Source organism: Psychrobacter sp. T6-5 (assembly GCF_052258485.2).
GTDB lineage: Bacteria > Pseudomonadota > Gammaproteobacteria > Pseudomonadales > Moraxellaceae > Psychrobacter.
On the sequence record NZ_JBQQEY020000001.1, the window covers coordinates 2,090,055 to 2,107,354 of the forward strand.

Consider the following 17,300-nt stretch of genomic DNA (forward strand, 5'->3'; position numbering starts at 1 on the left):
TGCTTTTTTGTTATCTTATGAACAGCTGGCATTAAGGTCTTTCATAAACCAGTGACATCGGTACAATGGCATCAACTACTTTATCGTGGTTTGATATAGGGTTTAGTTGCCCCGCTCTCACTTGGGTGGTGGCAACAGCGTCAATAACAGGACTACCTGACGACTCAAGCACTTGCACCTCAGTGATATAACCATCTGTATCAACGTGCAGCTCCAGCATAACGATAAAAACATCGCCCAATTGACGATCAATATTACGCCATATCAGCGATGGAATACTGGTACTAGGCTCTTTCCCGTCACTCCAGCTGCCATACTCTGCAACAAAGACTGAGTCTTCCTTAACCTTATCTTCTACCATATCTTGGTTGTTTTCTTGCTCTTCAGCTTGATCAGCAGCCATCACTAGCATATGGCTGAATGCCTCATAATCAGCTTGCCATTTTTCTTGCTCGGCGCGCTTTTGATTGGCTTGTTTGGCAGCTGAACGTTTTTGCGCAGCTTGATCGCGATTAAACTGCTCTGTCACGCTACGTATCATGTCAGACAGATCATCCTCTTCTTTATCTTTTGTACTGTTTGTTTTATTAGAGGTGCTCACCACTTTTCTGGATTCTGTTATGGTCAGTTTTTGTACCGATGACAGATTGGTAGGCTGCATTTCTGTGTCAGATTTCTCTTTAGACAGCTCCGTGCTTTTTGCGGTAGGCGCTTTTTTTTCTTCTACTTTGGTTGTGATTGGCTCAATTGACTCTGTCTTTAATTCTGTAGAAACCTCTACCTTTGGCAATGGTTTGGCGGGTTCAGCTTTTTCTATTGGTTCAGTTGGTAACTTTTTAGGAGGTAAAGATTTAGGTGATGTAGGCTTGCTCTGGGATTCTGCGTTAGGTAAATTTTTAGCCGGTTCAGCTAACATTATCAATTCCAATTGAATGGCTTTTGGCCTATTTTTCGTATCGATAGGCGGCGGGCTATCTAGGGACATCATCGCCCACACAGTGACACCATGCAGGACAATAACCACAATGGTGATCCAAGCTGTAATAGGACGAGTAAAAGGATTGGGTATCATAGTACTTATTAGAATACTCATTAAAAACAAACCTGTATATGGGTTTTTTAATGAGTTTTTGAATAATTAAAAACGAATAATCTAACAATCCTTACTCTCTATATTTTTAATATGCTTACCTTCTTAAAACTGGCAAATTGATTAAAGAAATGATTATATGATAGTCAAGATTTATACGATTAATATCGTTATTACATTAAATATTTACTCTTCACCCATAAAAAAGCAAGACATCTAATGCCTTGCTTTTTATATCTTACTGACAGTTACCGTTGAGTAGCTTTTTTAGTCAAAATGGAACCCTGCACCAATCGCGCCACCGACGTTGCCTTGAGTATCTGCCGTACCGTTTACTTTGATAACCCAGCGACCGTCGTTAGAGAGTTTTGAGAAACCGATAGCTACTGCACTTTCTCCATTGTATGTACTTACACCGCCGCCGATGAGTGACTTGCCTGAAATAAAGGCCTGAGGTAGTGCAGACATTGCCATTGCAGCGGAAATACCTGCATTGGCATCGTCTTCTACTTCATCGATTCTGTAGCCAAGGTCGTTCATGTTGTTATTGAGTCGACTATCAAGTGCACTAAGCTGACTGTAGTTGACAGCATCTTTCGGCTCAATACCATCGGCAACACCAGTTAAGCGCTGATTGCCTGCATATAAACCTTGAGCGGTCATACTTGGCCCATCTTGCATAGTAATGCCACTACTATTGATAACCGTATTGCCAGCCGTCACACTATCGACGCTGATATTACCATTCAAATCAAACTTGATGCTACTACCCTCTGCGGTGGTGGTGATGTTATTACCACCTGTGAAGCTTAGGACACTCTCATCTCCAACTGGCTTGTTGATGGTAGCGCCACTGTCGGCACCAAAGTTTAGTCCAGCATCGAGCCTATCCGTATTGGTCTTGATGTTGGTCGTGTTGGTAGTGATATTGGTGGTATTGGTCATGATATTGCTAGCATTAGTAGCAATATTTGTGGTGTTGGCCGCAATATCAGTTGTGTTATTGGTGATATTGGTTGTATTGACCTGTACGTTTTCATTGATTTCTATCGTACCTTGTCTAATAGAAGCAATCGCACCATCGATATTACTTTGACCGGTTCCGCCGATATTGCTGTTGGTAAAAGTACCATCGTCAGGATTATAGACCGTGTCGCCACCGATGATGCTACTGATACCAGCGCCTTGTGCATATAGCTGACTACCGTTGATAGCATCTTGGCTTTCTGCAGTCACTTCGCCGTTTTGGACATTGGTAACCTTGTTATCAGCGGCATCAATACCACTTTTTGTGATACTAGGACCACCTGCAATCGTAAGTCCATTATCATTGATAGTCGTATCGCCAGCTGTGACGCTAACGACGCTGATGTCTGGATTTAGATCAAAGCTAATATCATTAGCGCCAGCAGCAGGTACAGCAGCTAGGCCTGTATTAGCATCAAGAGCAGCCCCATTATTGACTAAGGTTCTAGATACTTTGATATTACCGTCTCTGCTATTCAGATCGATTGCATCTCCTTGTCTTACCTGAGTAGCAACATCACCTTGAGCAGTAATATCCCAACCTCGATCCAAGGCAGTAGTCACTTCTCTTAGTTGCCCGACGTTTACGGCATCAGAATTTAGCTCGCCTCTACCAACGTTGCGGATAGGGTTGCCGCCGTTGTCAAGGCCAGTGCTGCTTAGTCTAACGGTTCTACCCATGCCATTATCAACAAAGGTAAAACCTGTGCTGTTCATGATGCTATTGCCTATTTGCAGACGACCAGCGTCGCCCAAGTCCAACTGATTGTTGAGCGTAACTTGGACACCCGTCGCAGAAGCTGTGGTGGTCAGATTACTATCACCAGTAATATTGATCGTATCGCCTAGCGCAAACTGCTGGTCGTTGTCGCTATTGCCATCACCAATTTTGATACCTTTGGCAATTTCGTTATTGGTCGTTGTGAGCTGTGCAAAGTTGACAGCATCAGTTGGCGCAATACCTTCACCAACCTTGATAATTCTGTTGTTACCATTATCAAGACCTTCGTTGCTTAAGGTAATGGTCTGATTAGGACCATCAGTGATGGTGACACCTGCATTGTTAAGTACCGTGCTTTCCATTCTTACGCTACCATTTCTACCAAGCATTACATCTTCAGCCAATCTAACGTTTAGATTGCCTTCTTCATCAGCGACCACCCCGATGTTATTCTCAGTCAACTCTGTCGCGCCTCCTTGGATTGTTAAGGTTTGACCTAACTTACGATTGACGACAACTGCGGTATCGTCTCCCGTAAAGTCCAATCCCAAGTCGACTGTACTGTTGGTTGCATTCAATTGTCTAACATTGACCGCATCTGTATCTTCATCACCATCATCTACATTGGTGATTCTGTTATCGCCGTTATCAAGACCCATGCTGCTTAGTCTAACCGTGCTACCGCCAAGGAAGCTGACACCAGCTGTATCTAAGAAAGTATTACCTGTAGTGACGCTGGTAAAGCTCGCGTCTTCTACTGTCGCTACTTTAATATCACCATTCTCATCGCTGAGAACAATGTTCTTACCACTAAGGAAGTTAGCGGTGTTGTTATCTTTGGTCAGTGTCTTGACGTCTTCACCATCAATTTGAGTGATGACCGTCTGCATAGCGCTATCAGCTTTTACTAGGCTGGCTTTGCTGTCGGCACTTAAATCAACGGCATAGTCAGTTATGTTGGTTAACTCGTCTTTTTCACTAGCTGTGACTGTGACAGCGGAAGAGCCTGCTGAAGCAGTAACGCCATCTGCATTGACAGTGTAGACGTCTTGACCATTACTACCTGTAGACTTCACAACATCAGCCACGTTAGTACCTGCGGCAACTTCTGTTTTAGCAGCGGCAGAAGCACGATTCACATCTCCTATATTTGCTGCATTGAAGTCATTACCCACACCGCTTGCGACGTTAGTGATCTGATTGCCCCCATTATCCAGACCGGTATTGCTGAGTCTGACGGTGCTGCCCCCTAAGAAGCTGACACCACCTGTATTTAACAAAGTATCTCCTGTGGTAACACTAGTGAAGATAACATCCTCTGCTGTCGCCACTTTAATACCACCATCTTCAGCACTAAGAACGATGTTGTCTCCTGTGAGGAAGTTGGCTGTGTTGTCCGCTTTGTTCAGTGTTTTAACCTCATTGCCGTCTATTTGAGTGATGACACTTTGCATAGCACTGTCAGCTTTTACCAGACTCGCTTTGCTGTCGGCACTTAAGTCAACGGCATAGTCGGTTATGTTGGTTAACTCGTCTTTTTCACTAGCTGTGACTGTGACAGCGGAAGAGCCTGCTGAAGCTGTGACGCCATCTGCATTGACGGTGTAGACGTCTTGACCGTTCTGACCTGTAGATTTCGCAACACCAGCCACGTTAGTACCTGCGGCAACTTCTGTTTTAGCAGCGGCAGATGCACGATTCACGTCTCCTATATTCGCTGCATTGAAGTCATTACCCACACCGCTTGCAACGTTAGTAATCTGATTACTACCATTATCAAGACCCATACTGCTCAGTCTAACCGTGCTACCGCCAAGGAAGCTGACGCCACCTGTGTTCAACAAGGTATTACCTGTAGTGACGCTAGTAAAGCTCGCGTCTTCTACTGTTGCTACTTTAATATCACCATTCTCATCGCTGAGAACAATGTTCTTACCACTGAGGAAGTTAGCGGTGTTATTATCTTTGGTCAATGTCTTGACGTCTTCGCCATCAATTTTAGTGATGACCGTCTGCATAGCGCTATCAGCTTTTACTAGACTGGCTTTGCTGTCGGCACTTAAGTCAACGGCATAGTCAGTTATGTTGGTCGCGTCTTTGGCACCCGCTGTGATAGTCACGGCGGAAGAGCCTGCTGAAGCAGTGACGCCATCTGCATTGACGGTGTAGACGTCTTGACCGTTCTGACCTGTAGATTTCACAACACCAGCCACGTTAGTACCTGCGGCAACTTCTGTTTTGGCAGCGGCAGATGCACTATTAAGCTGACTAACATTAACGGCGTCTTTAGCCTGTACGCCATCGTCAACGTTAGTAACTTTTTTGTTACCGGCATTGATACCACCCGATTTGGTCACGCTTGGGCCGCCGATAATATTGAGTCCATTACCGGATAGAAGGGTCGTAGAGAGAGGGCTTGAGACTGCTACACCCACGCTGCTAACAGTTGTGCTAATTAACCCATTACCTGTTCTGACACCTAAGCCATCTACAGTCGTACTAAAGTATGAGTTACCTGTTGTTAGACCAGAACGATCAAGTGTCGTTGTGCTACCTATTCCAAAAGGAGAACTTGAGCCCATTTCTACGCTACCGTTATCGCCTAGATCTAGGTTGTTGTTAAGCTCGAATGAGACGTCATTGCTGTTTGCTGTTTTAGACACCCTAATGTTGCTATTTCTACTATTGAAGTCAACGGCTTCACCAGGTCCTACATTACTTGCGGTAGTGCTGTTACCTTGTGCACTAATATCCCAGCCTTTGTTAGCGGTTTCTGTCACACCATTTAGCTGTCTGACATTTACGGCGTCATCCAGTTCACTACCATCAGCCACCTCAGTGATTCGATTGCCACCGTTATTAAGACCCATACTGCTGAGTCTAACCGTGCTACCGCCAAGGAAGCTGACACCACCTGTATTTAACAAAGTATCTCCTGTGGTAACACTAGTGAAGATAACATCCTCTGCTGTCGCCACTTTAATACCACCATCTTCAGCACTAAGAACGATGTTGTCTCCTGTGAGGAAGTTGGCTGTGTTGTCCGCTTTGTTCAGTGTTTTAACCTCATTGCCGTCTATTTGAGTGATGACACTTTGCATAGCACTGTCAGCTTTTACCAGACTCGCTTTGCTGTCGGCACTTAAGTCAACGGCATAGTCGGTTATGTTGGTTAACTCGTCTTTTTCACTAGCTGTGACTGTGACAGCGGAAGAGCCTGCTGAAGCTGTGACGCCATCTGCATTGACGGTGTAGACGTCTTGACCGTTCTGACCTGTAGATTTCGCAACACCAGCCACGTTAGTACCTGCGGCAACTTCTGTTCTAGCAGCGGCAGATGTGCTATTAAGCTGACTGACATTGACGGCATCTTTAGCTGAGACACCATTTGCGACGTTCACCACTTTTCTATTACCGGCATTAATACCATTAGATTTAGTAATACTTGGACCATTGATCATACTTAGACCATCACTGGTCAATGTTGCATTAGATAATGGGTTTGTACTCGTTACCGTCACACCAATGCCACTAACGGTTGTCACACCACCCATTGCTAGGCCACCTGTGACCATGCCCAAGCGACTAACCTGAGTACCACCAAAGATATTACCTGTGCTGACGCTACCATTACTGCCTAGATCGAGATCGTTATTAAGCTTGACTTCGATTTTGCCATTTCTCACTCTTGTGTCGATATTGTCATTAGAGCCAACGACTTCTACCGCTTGACCCAATGACTTTTGTACGGTATTACCATCAGCAGCTTTCAGAGCGAAACCTTTATCGACTTTAGTATTGGTCTCAAATAACTGGCTTCCATTCACTGCATCGGAGCTATCTTCGCTTATCTCGCCTGCAGCGACGTTAGTCAGTGTAACGGGGGTAGTTGAACCTATACTACCTAGTGTCACACTAGTTTTGGCTAAGTTATCATACTGCACTGAATTATCTGCTTTTATTAGACTGTCTTTAGTGCCTTGGCTTAAGTCAACTGTGTAATCAGTCAAATTACTGGCATCCGTCGTAGCACTTACGTCTATAGCTGTAGAACCTGCTGAGGTTTTAGAACCATTAGCATTGACGGTATACACATCTTGCCCTGTAATACTGTCAGTTGAAAAGTCCACGCTGGCGACATTGGTGCCTTTGACCACTTTGGTTCTGGCAGCAGCAGATGCGCTATTAAGCTGACTAACATTGACAGCGTCATTTGGATTCTCACCATCATCAACATTGACAACCTTTTTATTTCCAGCATTGATACCACCCGATTTGGTCACGCTTGGGCCGCCGATAATATTAAGTCCATTACTAGATAGAAGGGTCGTAGAGAGAGGGCTTGAGACTGCTACACCCACGCTGCTAACAGTTGTGCTAATTAACCCATTACCTGTTCTGACACCTAAGCCATCTACAGTCGTACTAAAGTATGAGTTACCTGTTGTTAGACCAGAGCGATCAAGTTTTGTTGTGCTACCCAGTCCAAAAGGAGAACTTGAGCCCATTTCCACGCTACCACTCTTACCTAGGTCTAGGTTGTTGTTGAGTTCAAATGAGACATCATTACTGTTTGCTGTTTTGGAGACAGCAATGTTGCTGTTTTTACTATTGAAGTCAACTGAGTCACCAGGTTTTACTGTACTTGCAGTAGCACTGTTGCCTTGTGCACTGATGTCCCAGCCTCTATTAGCCGTTTCTGTGACCACTTTTAGCTGAGATACGTTTACTGCATCAGTATCTGCTGAGCCACCTGCAACATTGACGATACGACGTTCGCTTCCAACAGCTCCTACCGAGACTGTGCCATTATTGGCATCAGCAGCAACGTTGGTTAAGAATGAGGCACCGCTTTGTACCGCACCAACAGAGTTTTGACCTAAAGCCACGCTATTTAGAGCATTTGCTCTAGAGCCTTTACCGAGTGCAACGCCGCCTACAGCCTGCGCTTGCGCATCAAGACCAAGTGCAACGGTGTCATTGGCAGTTGCTTTAGCTTCGTAGCCGATAGCAACCGCACGACTTGCGCTGCTTCCGTTTGTGGCTCGTTGCCCTATCGCAACTGAATTAACACCTGCTTTTGCATCTTGACCACCTGCAAAACCATTATATGAAGATCGTGCACCTTCACCAATGACGGTCGCGTTTGAGTTCCCAAACGCGTTTTCTCCAACCACGGTTGAGTTATTACCGTTTGCATTGGCATTAGAGCCAACGGCAAGCGCGTCAGCACCTGTTACTGATGTGGTGTATGGCTGTGCATTGCTAGAGCGGATAGGGAAATCAATACCAGCAACGACAGTATCTAACGCTTTTAGCTGAGATACGTTCACTGCATCGCTGTCATTTGTACCAGCAGCGACATTGACAATCTGACGAGTACCGCCCTCAATACTGCTTCCTACTGATACAGCACCAGAATTTGCACCACTTTGAGTGTTTGTGATTGCCATCGCACCTGCTGTACTCACGCCTGTTGGGACGTAACCCGCCACACCGCCTGCAACATTAGCCACTGAACCTGCACCAAGTGCGACTGATCCTTTTTCACTTGCTGAAGCGCCAATACCAAAGGCAGAAGACGCAACACCAGATGAAGAGGACTGCACACCAATTGCGGTAGATAATGCGCCTTCAGATAGCGCTTTTGCCCCAATGGCTATGGAAGCGGCACCACCTGACTCGGTGTTTATCCTATAACGAGGCGTTTCAACCAGATCACGACCTGTATAGGAAAAGAAAGTAGTATTGACATCGCCACCATTGAGAGCAGATGCTGAGGTCCCATCGATGTTCGCTTTGGAGGCATCATCTAGATCATCGCCACCGATGGCAATAGAAGAATGCCCTTTTGAAACGACGTTTGCACCGATGGCAATAGACTGCTGTCCACTAGCTACGGTGTTCTGACCACTTTGACCGCTACCAATGGCAATGGCTTGCCCGCCAGTAGCACTAGCATTGCCACCCATCGCCATAGCATTGGGGCCTGTTGCACCATCGTTATTGGCATTGCCAACAGCAGTTGAGTTGACGCTATAATATTTGGTTTTATTGGCTGCTACTGTATTGGTTAAGCTATATAGTTGCGAGCCGTTAACTGCATCTTTGCTCCCCGCTGTTACGGCGCCATTGGCTACATTGATTATTTTGTTATTGCCATTATTTAAGCCACTATTGCTCAACGTAACATTATTAGCTGCACTGCTAGCCGTGATCTTGATACCTGAATTATCAACCAAAGTATCACCCATTTTGAGGCTACCATCAGTACCCAGATCGAGTTTTTGAGCGAGTTTGACGGTTAAAGTATCGCCTATGCCAAACACACCGATGTTACCATTCGTTAGCGTTCCAGTTGCCCCGCCCAAGATATTAAGTGTCTCGCCATTAGTACGTGTAATGGTCGCAGCATTATCCCCTTCAAATTTTAGTACGATTGAACTACTGGGGTTACCCTGACCAGAACTATTGTGGCTATTGTTACCAGAGGTGTGGGTATGGACGCCATGACTACCATGGCTGTGACTATAGTCACCATCATGGTGATTCTCTGTACCTGTTGCATTTGCCTGCATACCAAAGCCAGCAGCCAATAGCCCAAGTGCCATGGCACTTAAGCGTAATGTCTTGATAGCAGATGCATTGGATGTGGTATTGATAGTAGCGTTAGAGCTAACACTAGATTTGGAAGATTTGCCACGCCCTTTTGCGTATTCACCGACTGCGGTAAAGCAATTTAAGGCTTCATTCCAGATGACTTTATAGATGCGGTTCATGATGTGTACTCCCTTACAGATTTGTCAGATTTAAAAAATCAGAGATAAAATCCATCTTGCAAGAGAGTCGATATGACCAAATAAAACGAGTTATGAATCTATAATAATAAAACCTTGTTAAATGTTACTGGTGTTAATGTTCGATAAATGAGACGTTTTGTTTTGTAAGTTCTGTATCACTCTCTCTATATATTAGTATTACCGAATATATAGAGAGTAACAATGCCGTTCATCTGGGATTTAATACCGTTCATCTATTATATTCATATAAACAAATATATTTATGGTAATAAATGAATATAAATATTTCCATATTGATTTACGATCAATATTCTAATAATTTCTTTTGATGTTTCTTTTAATATCGCTGTCTTAGTGTTTAGAAAATATGGAACATCAATCCATGAGAAGTATCTACCGATACGTTAAACTTTTCTTCATGATAAATTTTACTATTTAATCGGTAATACTATCTGCACCACCAATCCTAGTACAGCATCTCGTCGATTATGGGCGTTGATATATCCCTTATGCGCCATCACTACAGCATGAACAATGGCCAGCCCCAACCCATAACCACCCGTATCACGATGACGAGCCGTGTCGAGACGGACAAATGGTTGAAAAATACGTTCTAGATCTTCATCCGCGACACCGCCACCCTCATCCGTGATGGTAATCTGAATCGCAGGCATTTTATTATCTATCTGCACCGCTTTCATCTCAGCGATGACTGTTGAGCCCGCTGCCGTATGCATAAAAGCGTTGCGAACGACATTCTCAAGTGCACTGTGCAACTGCTCTTGATTACCTTGTACTGTCCAAGCGCTTTTTAAAGCGTTTGATGATGAATATTCAGGTGGTTGCCACTGCCATCTGACCTCTTTGTGCTGAAACTCAAAACACACATCCTGCCCGATGTCACTGATAATCTCAGACAAATCGACAGCTTCGCTCTCCAAATTATCAATCGTATATTGCTGCATTTGTAGGGATTGAATATGGATAATTTGCTCAATTAACTCATTCATCCGCGCAGACTCTTTGTCAATACGGTCTAAATAACGATGGGCATTGGGTGCAAAATCACGAGTCAGCTCAGTTGCAACATCGAGACGCGCGAGCGGTGAGCGCAACTCATGCGAGATATCACTGAGCATCTGCTTACGCGCCAGCTCACTATCAGCCAGTCTCGTTGACAAATGAGCCACGTCTTTAGCCAGTAATCCCAGCTCATCATCACCCATTTTTGATAGCGCTGGATTGGCTTGATAATCCCCATCAATCATACGATGAACAGTACTCTGCACACGTCCAATACGCTGAGTCAGCGTACGGCTAAGCCAGACACAAACCAACACACTAAAGGCAATAATCAATAATAAACGTATGGGAAAATTACCATGCTGTAGCTCCACCACATCTGCAAAACGTAGATGCGGGCGCAACTGTATGATGACTGATTGTCCATCAGGCAGTTCAACCGAGATGTCTGCCAGTTCAGGACGCGCATCAATATCCGCTATCGCAGCACTGCTCGACATTATTGGTTTTAAGATTTCGTGCAAAACAGAAGGTTGTTTTATGGGCATCTCATCATTCAGATTGCTTGGTTTATTATCGTAAGCTCTGGGTAGTGGCGGCAGTGGTTGCTGTATGGCTCGTTCCATCGACTGCTGGCCGCTCTGCCCACGTCCTTGCGTGCGCTCGTCTCTGTCCCGATAACGCGGAAATATAATAGCACCTTGCTCATCGTAGACTCTGATTTGACTCATGAGGCGTCGATCTTGACGATACATCTGCCTGACAGCTATCAAATCACCCACTCGCAGCGCATCGACCATCTCTTGACGCTGAATTAATAGACTCTCAATTTGTATGTCCATACGAGCCGTTAGCTCTTTTTCAGCCAGCCAGCGCTCCACCATAATGGATAACAGCGAAGTAATTAGTATCGTCAGTAATAGACTCAGGAATAAACGCCAAAACAGCGTGATTCGCACTTTGAATTTCGGTGATTTGACGGGACTACTGGAAGTTTTTATCATTAGAGCACCAGTTGATAGCCTTTACCACGTACCGCTTTTATTGGTTCGTCATGGAAAGGCTGAAGTTTTTTGCGCAGGCGAGACACATGCACATCAAGGCTACGATCAAAAGGCTGCAACTCACGCTGCAAGACATTCTCTGACAGCCATGCTTTGCTGACCACTTCCCCTTTTTGCTTGAGCAGCGCCACGAGTAAGTCAAACTCTGTTCCCGTCACTTGTAGCGCTACACCATCTATTTCACAAACACGCTGGTTTTGATCAAGATGCAAGCGACTCTCTGGTAGCGGCGTATGCTCAGACGTAGTCGTGTTGGTACGCTTAATCACAGCATTGATACGTGCCAGTAGCTCGCGGGGATTACAGGGCTTGGTGATATAATCGTCAGCGCCCAGCTCCAAACCAATAATACGATCAATCTCCTCGCCCTTTGCCGTCAGCATAATCACGGGGATATCACTGATATTTGGCAGTTGCCGCAGCACACTTAGCCCATCTATTTTTGGCATCATGATGTCGAGGACGAGCAAATCATAAGCGGAATCATCATGCGCCACCGCTTTTAATCGTTGTATAACCGCCGCCCCATCATGGACACAGTCGCAATGAATACCATGGTTGTGCAAATACTCTTGTAGTAACTGAGTCAACTCTTCATCATCATCGCCTATCAATATATTTGGCACACTCACCTCCTTTCCATGATTTTAATTGGCTTTCATTCGTTTACTTGCCCATATTATCAGGCAAGCGCGTATCAATTCGCTATAAACGTTACCTTTCTTAATACTTCATAAATGTTCGTAACCTTTAACTGCCGTAAGATAGCTTCTATCAACCGCAAGACCTGCACTTTTAAGACGACTAATCACAACGATTAATAGCGCTTAAAACGCGATGCTTGCAAGATAAGACTTTAGTATTTATTTAACCAAACTCACTGTAATTAAAGGATGTCATCATGAAAAAATTATTATTGGGCTCAGTATTAGCAGCTTCTAGCGTATTTACTGTGACAGCATGTTCTAGTGTCAATGCAGCCTCTGACACCGCGCCAATGAATCAAATGCAAAAGAACCATAAAGACGGCGCCATGAGAGGCCCAATGTCAAAACTGGATCTAACAGCGACGCAGCAAGCGCAAATCAAAGCCATCATGCAAGAAAAACATGGCGATCGTACTGCTGACCGTGCAAAAAACCAAGCAGAACGCGCACAAATGGAACAACAAATACAAGCACTGACCAATGCAAGTACGTTGAACAACGCGGCGGTAAACCGTTTGGCCGATCAGCAAGCGGCAAAAGCAAAACAGCGCTTCATTGAGCGCGTCCAAACGCAGCATGCCATCTCTCAGGTGTTGACTGCTGAGCAGCGTGCAAAAATGGAACAGCTCAAATCAGAAAGACAAGAAAAAGGTCGTAAGCACTCAAAAGATCGTAAAGGCCATGGCAAACCACATCATCAAGGTATGTAACTTGTTATTAGCCGCCTGTCACTAACCGTCTGTCACTAGCCATCTGATTGGTGCCCATAACCACTTATGAAATTTTAGTGATTTGCATAAAAAAATAGTGACTTGCATAGAAAAAGCGCACCGTTTATACGATGCGCTTTTTTACGACAGTATCCTACTTAACACTCAATGATGCTATCTTTCAGTTAGTCTGTCGCCCCAAAACGCGCTTTCGCCATTGGCAGCATGTTAAATATCATTTTACCCACTGCTGTGCCATGACCGTCGCGGTAATATTCCGTCAGCGCTTGGCTATAGTCTTTGAGATCGACACTGTTTTGGGCAGACGGTATCTGCATGTTACTTGGTAGGTTTGGAAACACACTATCTTGCTCGCGTATCGGTGCATATTGGTTCAAGACATCAATCACCACTTGTTCCGTTGATGCTTGCTTGCTACTAGCGATGGATGATAACGGCAGGCGCTGATGCTGCCATAACAGCTTTCCTTGACTGTCAAGTCCGCTTAGATCCTGCACAAATACTTTTACTTGATTGCTACTATCTGTAGCGTCGGTATCGTCTGGCTCCTCAAACATGTTTTTCATCATCGCCAAACCTTGCTGCACGATAACTTTGCTGGTCAGTACTTTTTTATCATCATCCGCTACGGTGTTGTCTGCTTCTTTGATCAGCTCAGGGTACTGCTGACCAATCAATGAGTATAGCGTACTATAATACTGGCGCTGCGCTTGCTCATAGCTGATCTCATCTTGCAGGCGGCGAATGATTTGGCTGCTTTTTTGCATTGCTTGTAGTTGGTGCGCAGGCAGCTTGGGTGACATGTTATTCAGACTTTGTGCGGTGACAAACTCAAACTGACGCGTGTCTGCTTGCGCGTAGACGTCATCCATGGCCTTAAAGTGACTTTTGACCAGCGCCATACCAAACCCTTTGGGTAAGCTACCATCATTCATCGCAATCTTTAGCCATTTACTTTTCCATGTCGTGCCCAATTTATCGTCCAAATATGAGGCGTTAAACATGGCAAAATTGTCCGCCCACAAGTAGATATTACCTGATTTTGCATCCACATAAATGGGCTGACTAATACTGCTGTGATGATTGCGCGCGCTGTACTGTGCGCTTGGTAACATAGTGAATCTACCTGCTAATGGCTGGTATACGCCTTGTACATCAATGGACAGCGGCTTTAATAAATAGGCATCAAGCAGCTGTTGTTTTTTGACCGATAGCTTGGTTGGCTGAGTGTCATACTCGCTAAATAGCTTTTCATAATAAGGTGAAACAGATGCTGTTTCGGTGTTCTCGTCGCTACTGGTGTTATCATACGCTTCTGAATAATGCTCTAAATAGTCGTCAGCATAGTCGTTTTGATTCTCACGCCAAGCGCGATAGTTACTCGTGCAGGCAAGATACGTATTCTTTAGAGCGTTGCGCTTTTCATCATAAATGGCATCTGATAGGTCTTTATCTTGTGCCGCCGCCTCAGTGGTTAGTGCAATATAATCTTGGTCGTGCTTGTGTTCACAGTAGCTGTCCACATCATCGCCTGTTGCCATCAGCTTATCTGTATTAATACCCATGAATTTCTTATCGTTGTTGATTTCAATATTGCTGTGATAAGCCAATGACTGACGGCGCTGCTGTTGCTGTGCTTTTATGATCATGGTTTTGGCGGCAGCTGGTGTCTGCGCGGTACTAAGCGCAGTTGGGCTAGACGGTTGAACAAACGGCATGGACTGACAGCCCACCAATAGTAAGGTGCTGAGTAGGCAGGTGCTGATGGCTAGAGGTTTGACAGAGAACGGCGACTGCGTGCTGAATTTCATATTATTTATCCTAAAAAACGTGATGGTCTATTCGATACTGGCGCGATTTTTGGCAGGTATACTTATTGACTCAAGGAGTCATGCCAGTGCTGTCATCCATTTCGTATGCCTCATTATCGTAGCTATCATTATCATAGTCATCACTGCTGTATTCATCGGTATCGGTGCGGCTAGTATCTTCATAGCCATAACGGGCGTAGCGTGCCTCATCAAGCTGCGCTTTTTTCTGACGCATCTGCATGATCCGCTCATTGCCATCGATAGCGGGCGGCGCATCCGATGCAAAAGTCTGTTGCAATAGCGGAGTCAGTCGGCTTTGCTGGACACTTGCAGCATCATAGCGAGTTTGATTGACCACACTGGTCGTTGAGCCGAGTAAATCACTGCCTAGGTTCACGCGCTGCTGCTTGGCAAGTAGCTGATTTGAGCGATCAAGATAATAGTAGTTGGTATAATGAAAGGAGAATGGGCTGACCGCTTCTACCAGTTGCAATAATGCACCGACATCCGCACTTTGATAGCCTTTGTTATATTGCTGGATTTTATCAATAGCCAGTTTGAGTGCTGCGCCATCAGGGTATTGATCAGGATTGCTATCGACATGACGTTGGAGTGATTGACTCATATATTTGATCATTTTACCCACCATCTCGCCACTTTGCTGACTACCAAAGTAGACCTTGATGGCTTTGTCCGCGCCAACTTGCTGGGCAAATGAATCGTCGGCTATCGTGACGCTACTAAAGTAATCTGGCGCAAGCTCTGAGATACTGTCTTGTAGCGCCGCCATGAAGGCATCGTATAAAACCGCTGATGATATTTGTGAAGTGACACTTTCAGGCAGACCAAAGTCTACCGTGTGCGTGGCCATTGTATCTGGTAGCGCCGTGTCTTCAGGATCTGCTAGTGCCATTAGCGGCATAAAGGCAGAGGGATCAATGGTCAAGCGGCTGTTTTTAAAATCTAGTCCCAGCGGTATCTGTACCGATGCATGTATGGTTGGCGCGATATAGTCGTAGCTGTACACGCTCTGTAATTGTTTTTGCGTAGGCTGATAGTGACTGACGCTGTTGATGGTCAGATACTGATATTGATAAGCATTGAGCGCTTCTGTCTGTTCAGGGGTTTTGTGTATACCACCAAGCAACATGCCGATTATGCCAGTATTATCACCCGATAATGATGAGGTGTACTCGCCTGCTGCTTTGGCAACTTGCATGGCTTCGTAGCTGCTTAATAACTCCTTTGGTTGTACCTTTGAGAGAAAAGAGAACCGGCTGTCATTGGCGGATTCATTGTCACTATTGTAGTTATTGTCATAGTCATTATCTTCATCATCATAGTTGTCGTCATCATCATGATTATAATCATCACGGTGGTAACCATCCTTATCATAGCCGTATCCATTAAATCCATCTTCGCCAAACGCTAAATCTTCATCCGCTTCCATATTATCTATTAATTCTGTAGAAGACTGCTTCACCATCTCCGCAACCGCTCTTCTTTGTTCTTCAGAAAGGTCATATTCTGAAGCATCTTCATCACTATCCAAATCATAGCCATCTAGGTCATAGTCAGCGCTGCCATCATCTATTTGCGATTGCTGATACAGATAGGTTTCGATAGCGGTTCTCAGTAGACCACTTGCGCCTGTATCGATGCTGCTGGCGTCTGTGTAGGGTTTGACATGATAACTGGCTTTAGAAACGGCTAAGTGCTCCGTTGCCAAATGCTGGCGGATAGCCTTGAGCAACTGATTTTTGGCTTGCTGCTCTGCACTAGGGTGGCCATCTTGATCAAAAATCTGCGCATACTGACCACCATCTGCCTGCATGCGTTTGATAAATGCTTGGCTTTGTGCCGCGCGCTGGGTGGCATCTACCGTATTAAAATCAATCAATGCCCCTGATGCAGGCGTTGCTTTTTTGGCCATCGGCGCAGACTGGCAACCTACCAATGTCAGACTGACGCCGCTGAGCAGTAAGGCACTGCTCGCTAATGATAGCCACTTATGCTTATTGTCTCTTGATGTAGGCAGGCTGACAACAGGCTTCGCTCCATCTTGAGTCTGACATTGGTCGGCGCTTGGCAGGGACATAAAAACCTCACAGAGTATAAACAAATAGTAGAAATGATAGCGTATGAAACGAAATTACTTATAACACAAAAAGTTACAAATTAGTAGATATAAGCAATCATTTGTTTGGGATAAATCAAATATCTCGCGTATATCAATGATTTTAAAGCCGCTTCATTAGATTGACTGGATCAAATCTAAATTTAACGACCTATAATTAGGCGCAATAATAATCTGGCTTTGCTAATAA

General features: G+C 44.9%; 7 protein-coding genes. 1 reads left to right on the forward strand and 6 read right to left on the reverse strand.

Annotated elements, in window-relative coordinates:
• Positions 1-31: 31 nt before the first annotated feature.
• From ACTXGK_RS23655 to ACTXGK_RS23670, 4 genes are all read right to left on the reverse strand, one after another.
• Positions 32-1,093, reverse strand: a complete 1,062-nt coding sequence (locus ACTXGK_RS23655; RefSeq protein WP_443516044.1) for an energy transducer TonB family protein — start codon at positions 1,091-1,093, stop codon at positions 32-34.
• 264 nt (positions 1,094-1,357) lie between these two features.
• Positions 1,358-9,616: an ESPR-type extended signal peptide-containing protein gene (locus ACTXGK_RS23660; RefSeq protein ID WP_522910028.1), complete on the reverse strand. Its 8,259-nt coding sequence runs from the start codon at positions 9,614-9,616 to the stop codon at positions 1,358-1,360.
• Between the two features lie 452 nt (positions 9,617-10,068).
• Positions 10,069-11,664: a sensor histidine kinase gene (locus tag ACTXGK_RS23665; protein ID WP_443515421.1), complete on the reverse strand. Its 1,596-nt coding sequence runs from the start codon at positions 11,662-11,664 to the stop codon at positions 10,069-10,071.
• Positions 11,664-12,350, reverse strand: a complete 687-nt coding sequence (locus ACTXGK_RS23670) for a response regulator transcription factor (RefSeq protein ID WP_201603076.1) — start codon at positions 12,348-12,350, stop codon at positions 11,664-11,666. Before ACTXGK_RS23670 ends, ACTXGK_RS23665 begins: the two co-directional genes overlap by 1 nt.
• Before the next feature lie 275 nt (positions 12,351-12,625).
• Here ACTXGK_RS23670 and ACTXGK_RS23675 point away from each other — a divergent pair, with 275 nt between their 5' ends.
• On the forward strand, positions 12,626-13,141 hold the full coding sequence (locus ACTXGK_RS23675) for a Spy/CpxP family protein refolding chaperone (RefSeq protein WP_371531426.1): 516 nt from the start codon (positions 12,626-12,628) through the stop codon (positions 13,139-13,141).
• Between the two features lie 185 nt (positions 13,142-13,326).
• Here ACTXGK_RS23675 and ACTXGK_RS23680 read toward each other — a convergent pair whose 3' ends face one another.
• Together ACTXGK_RS23680 and ACTXGK_RS23685 are read right to left on the reverse strand one after the other, a co-directional pair.
• A complete protein-coding gene (locus ACTXGK_RS23680; protein ID WP_443515418.1) occupies positions 13,327-14,973 on the reverse strand; it encodes a hypothetical protein in 1,647 nt (548 codons plus the stop codon).
• A 70-nt stretch (positions 14,974-15,043) separates the two neighbouring features.
• Positions 15,044-17,071 carry a hypothetical protein gene (locus ACTXGK_RS23685; protein ID WP_443515416.1) on the reverse strand — a complete coding sequence of 676 codons (2,028 nt, stop codon included), beginning with the start codon at positions 17,069-17,071 and terminating at the stop codon, positions 15,044-15,046.
• Between the last annotated feature and the right edge of the window lie 229 nt (positions 17,072-17,300).

What these genes read in the sequence shown, in the direction of transcription:
- ACTXGK_RS23675 (WP_371531426.1), top strand. Translation starts at nt 12,626, where the DNA reads ATGAAAAAATTATTATTGGGCTCAGTATTAGCAGCTTCTAGCGTATTT.
- ACTXGK_RS23655 (WP_443516044.1), bottom strand. Translation starts at nt 1,093, where the DNA reads ATGAGTATTCTAATAAGTACTATGATACCCAATCCTTTTACTCGTCCT.
- ACTXGK_RS23685 (WP_443515416.1), bottom strand. Translation starts at nt 17,071, where the DNA reads ATGTCCCTGCCAAGCGCCGACCAATGTCAGACTCAAGATGGAGCGAAG.
- ACTXGK_RS23680 (WP_443515418.1), bottom strand. Translation starts at nt 14,973, where the DNA reads ATGAAATTCAGCACGCAGTCGCCGTTCTCTGTCAAACCTCTAGCCATC.
- ACTXGK_RS23665 (WP_443515421.1), bottom strand. Translation starts at nt 11,664, where the DNA reads ATGATAAAAACTTCCAGTAGTCCCGTCAAATCACCGAAATTCAAAGTG.
- ACTXGK_RS23660 (WP_522910028.1), bottom strand. Translation starts at nt 9,616, where the DNA reads ATGAACCGCATCTATAAAGTCATCTGGAATGAAGCCTTAAATTGCTTT.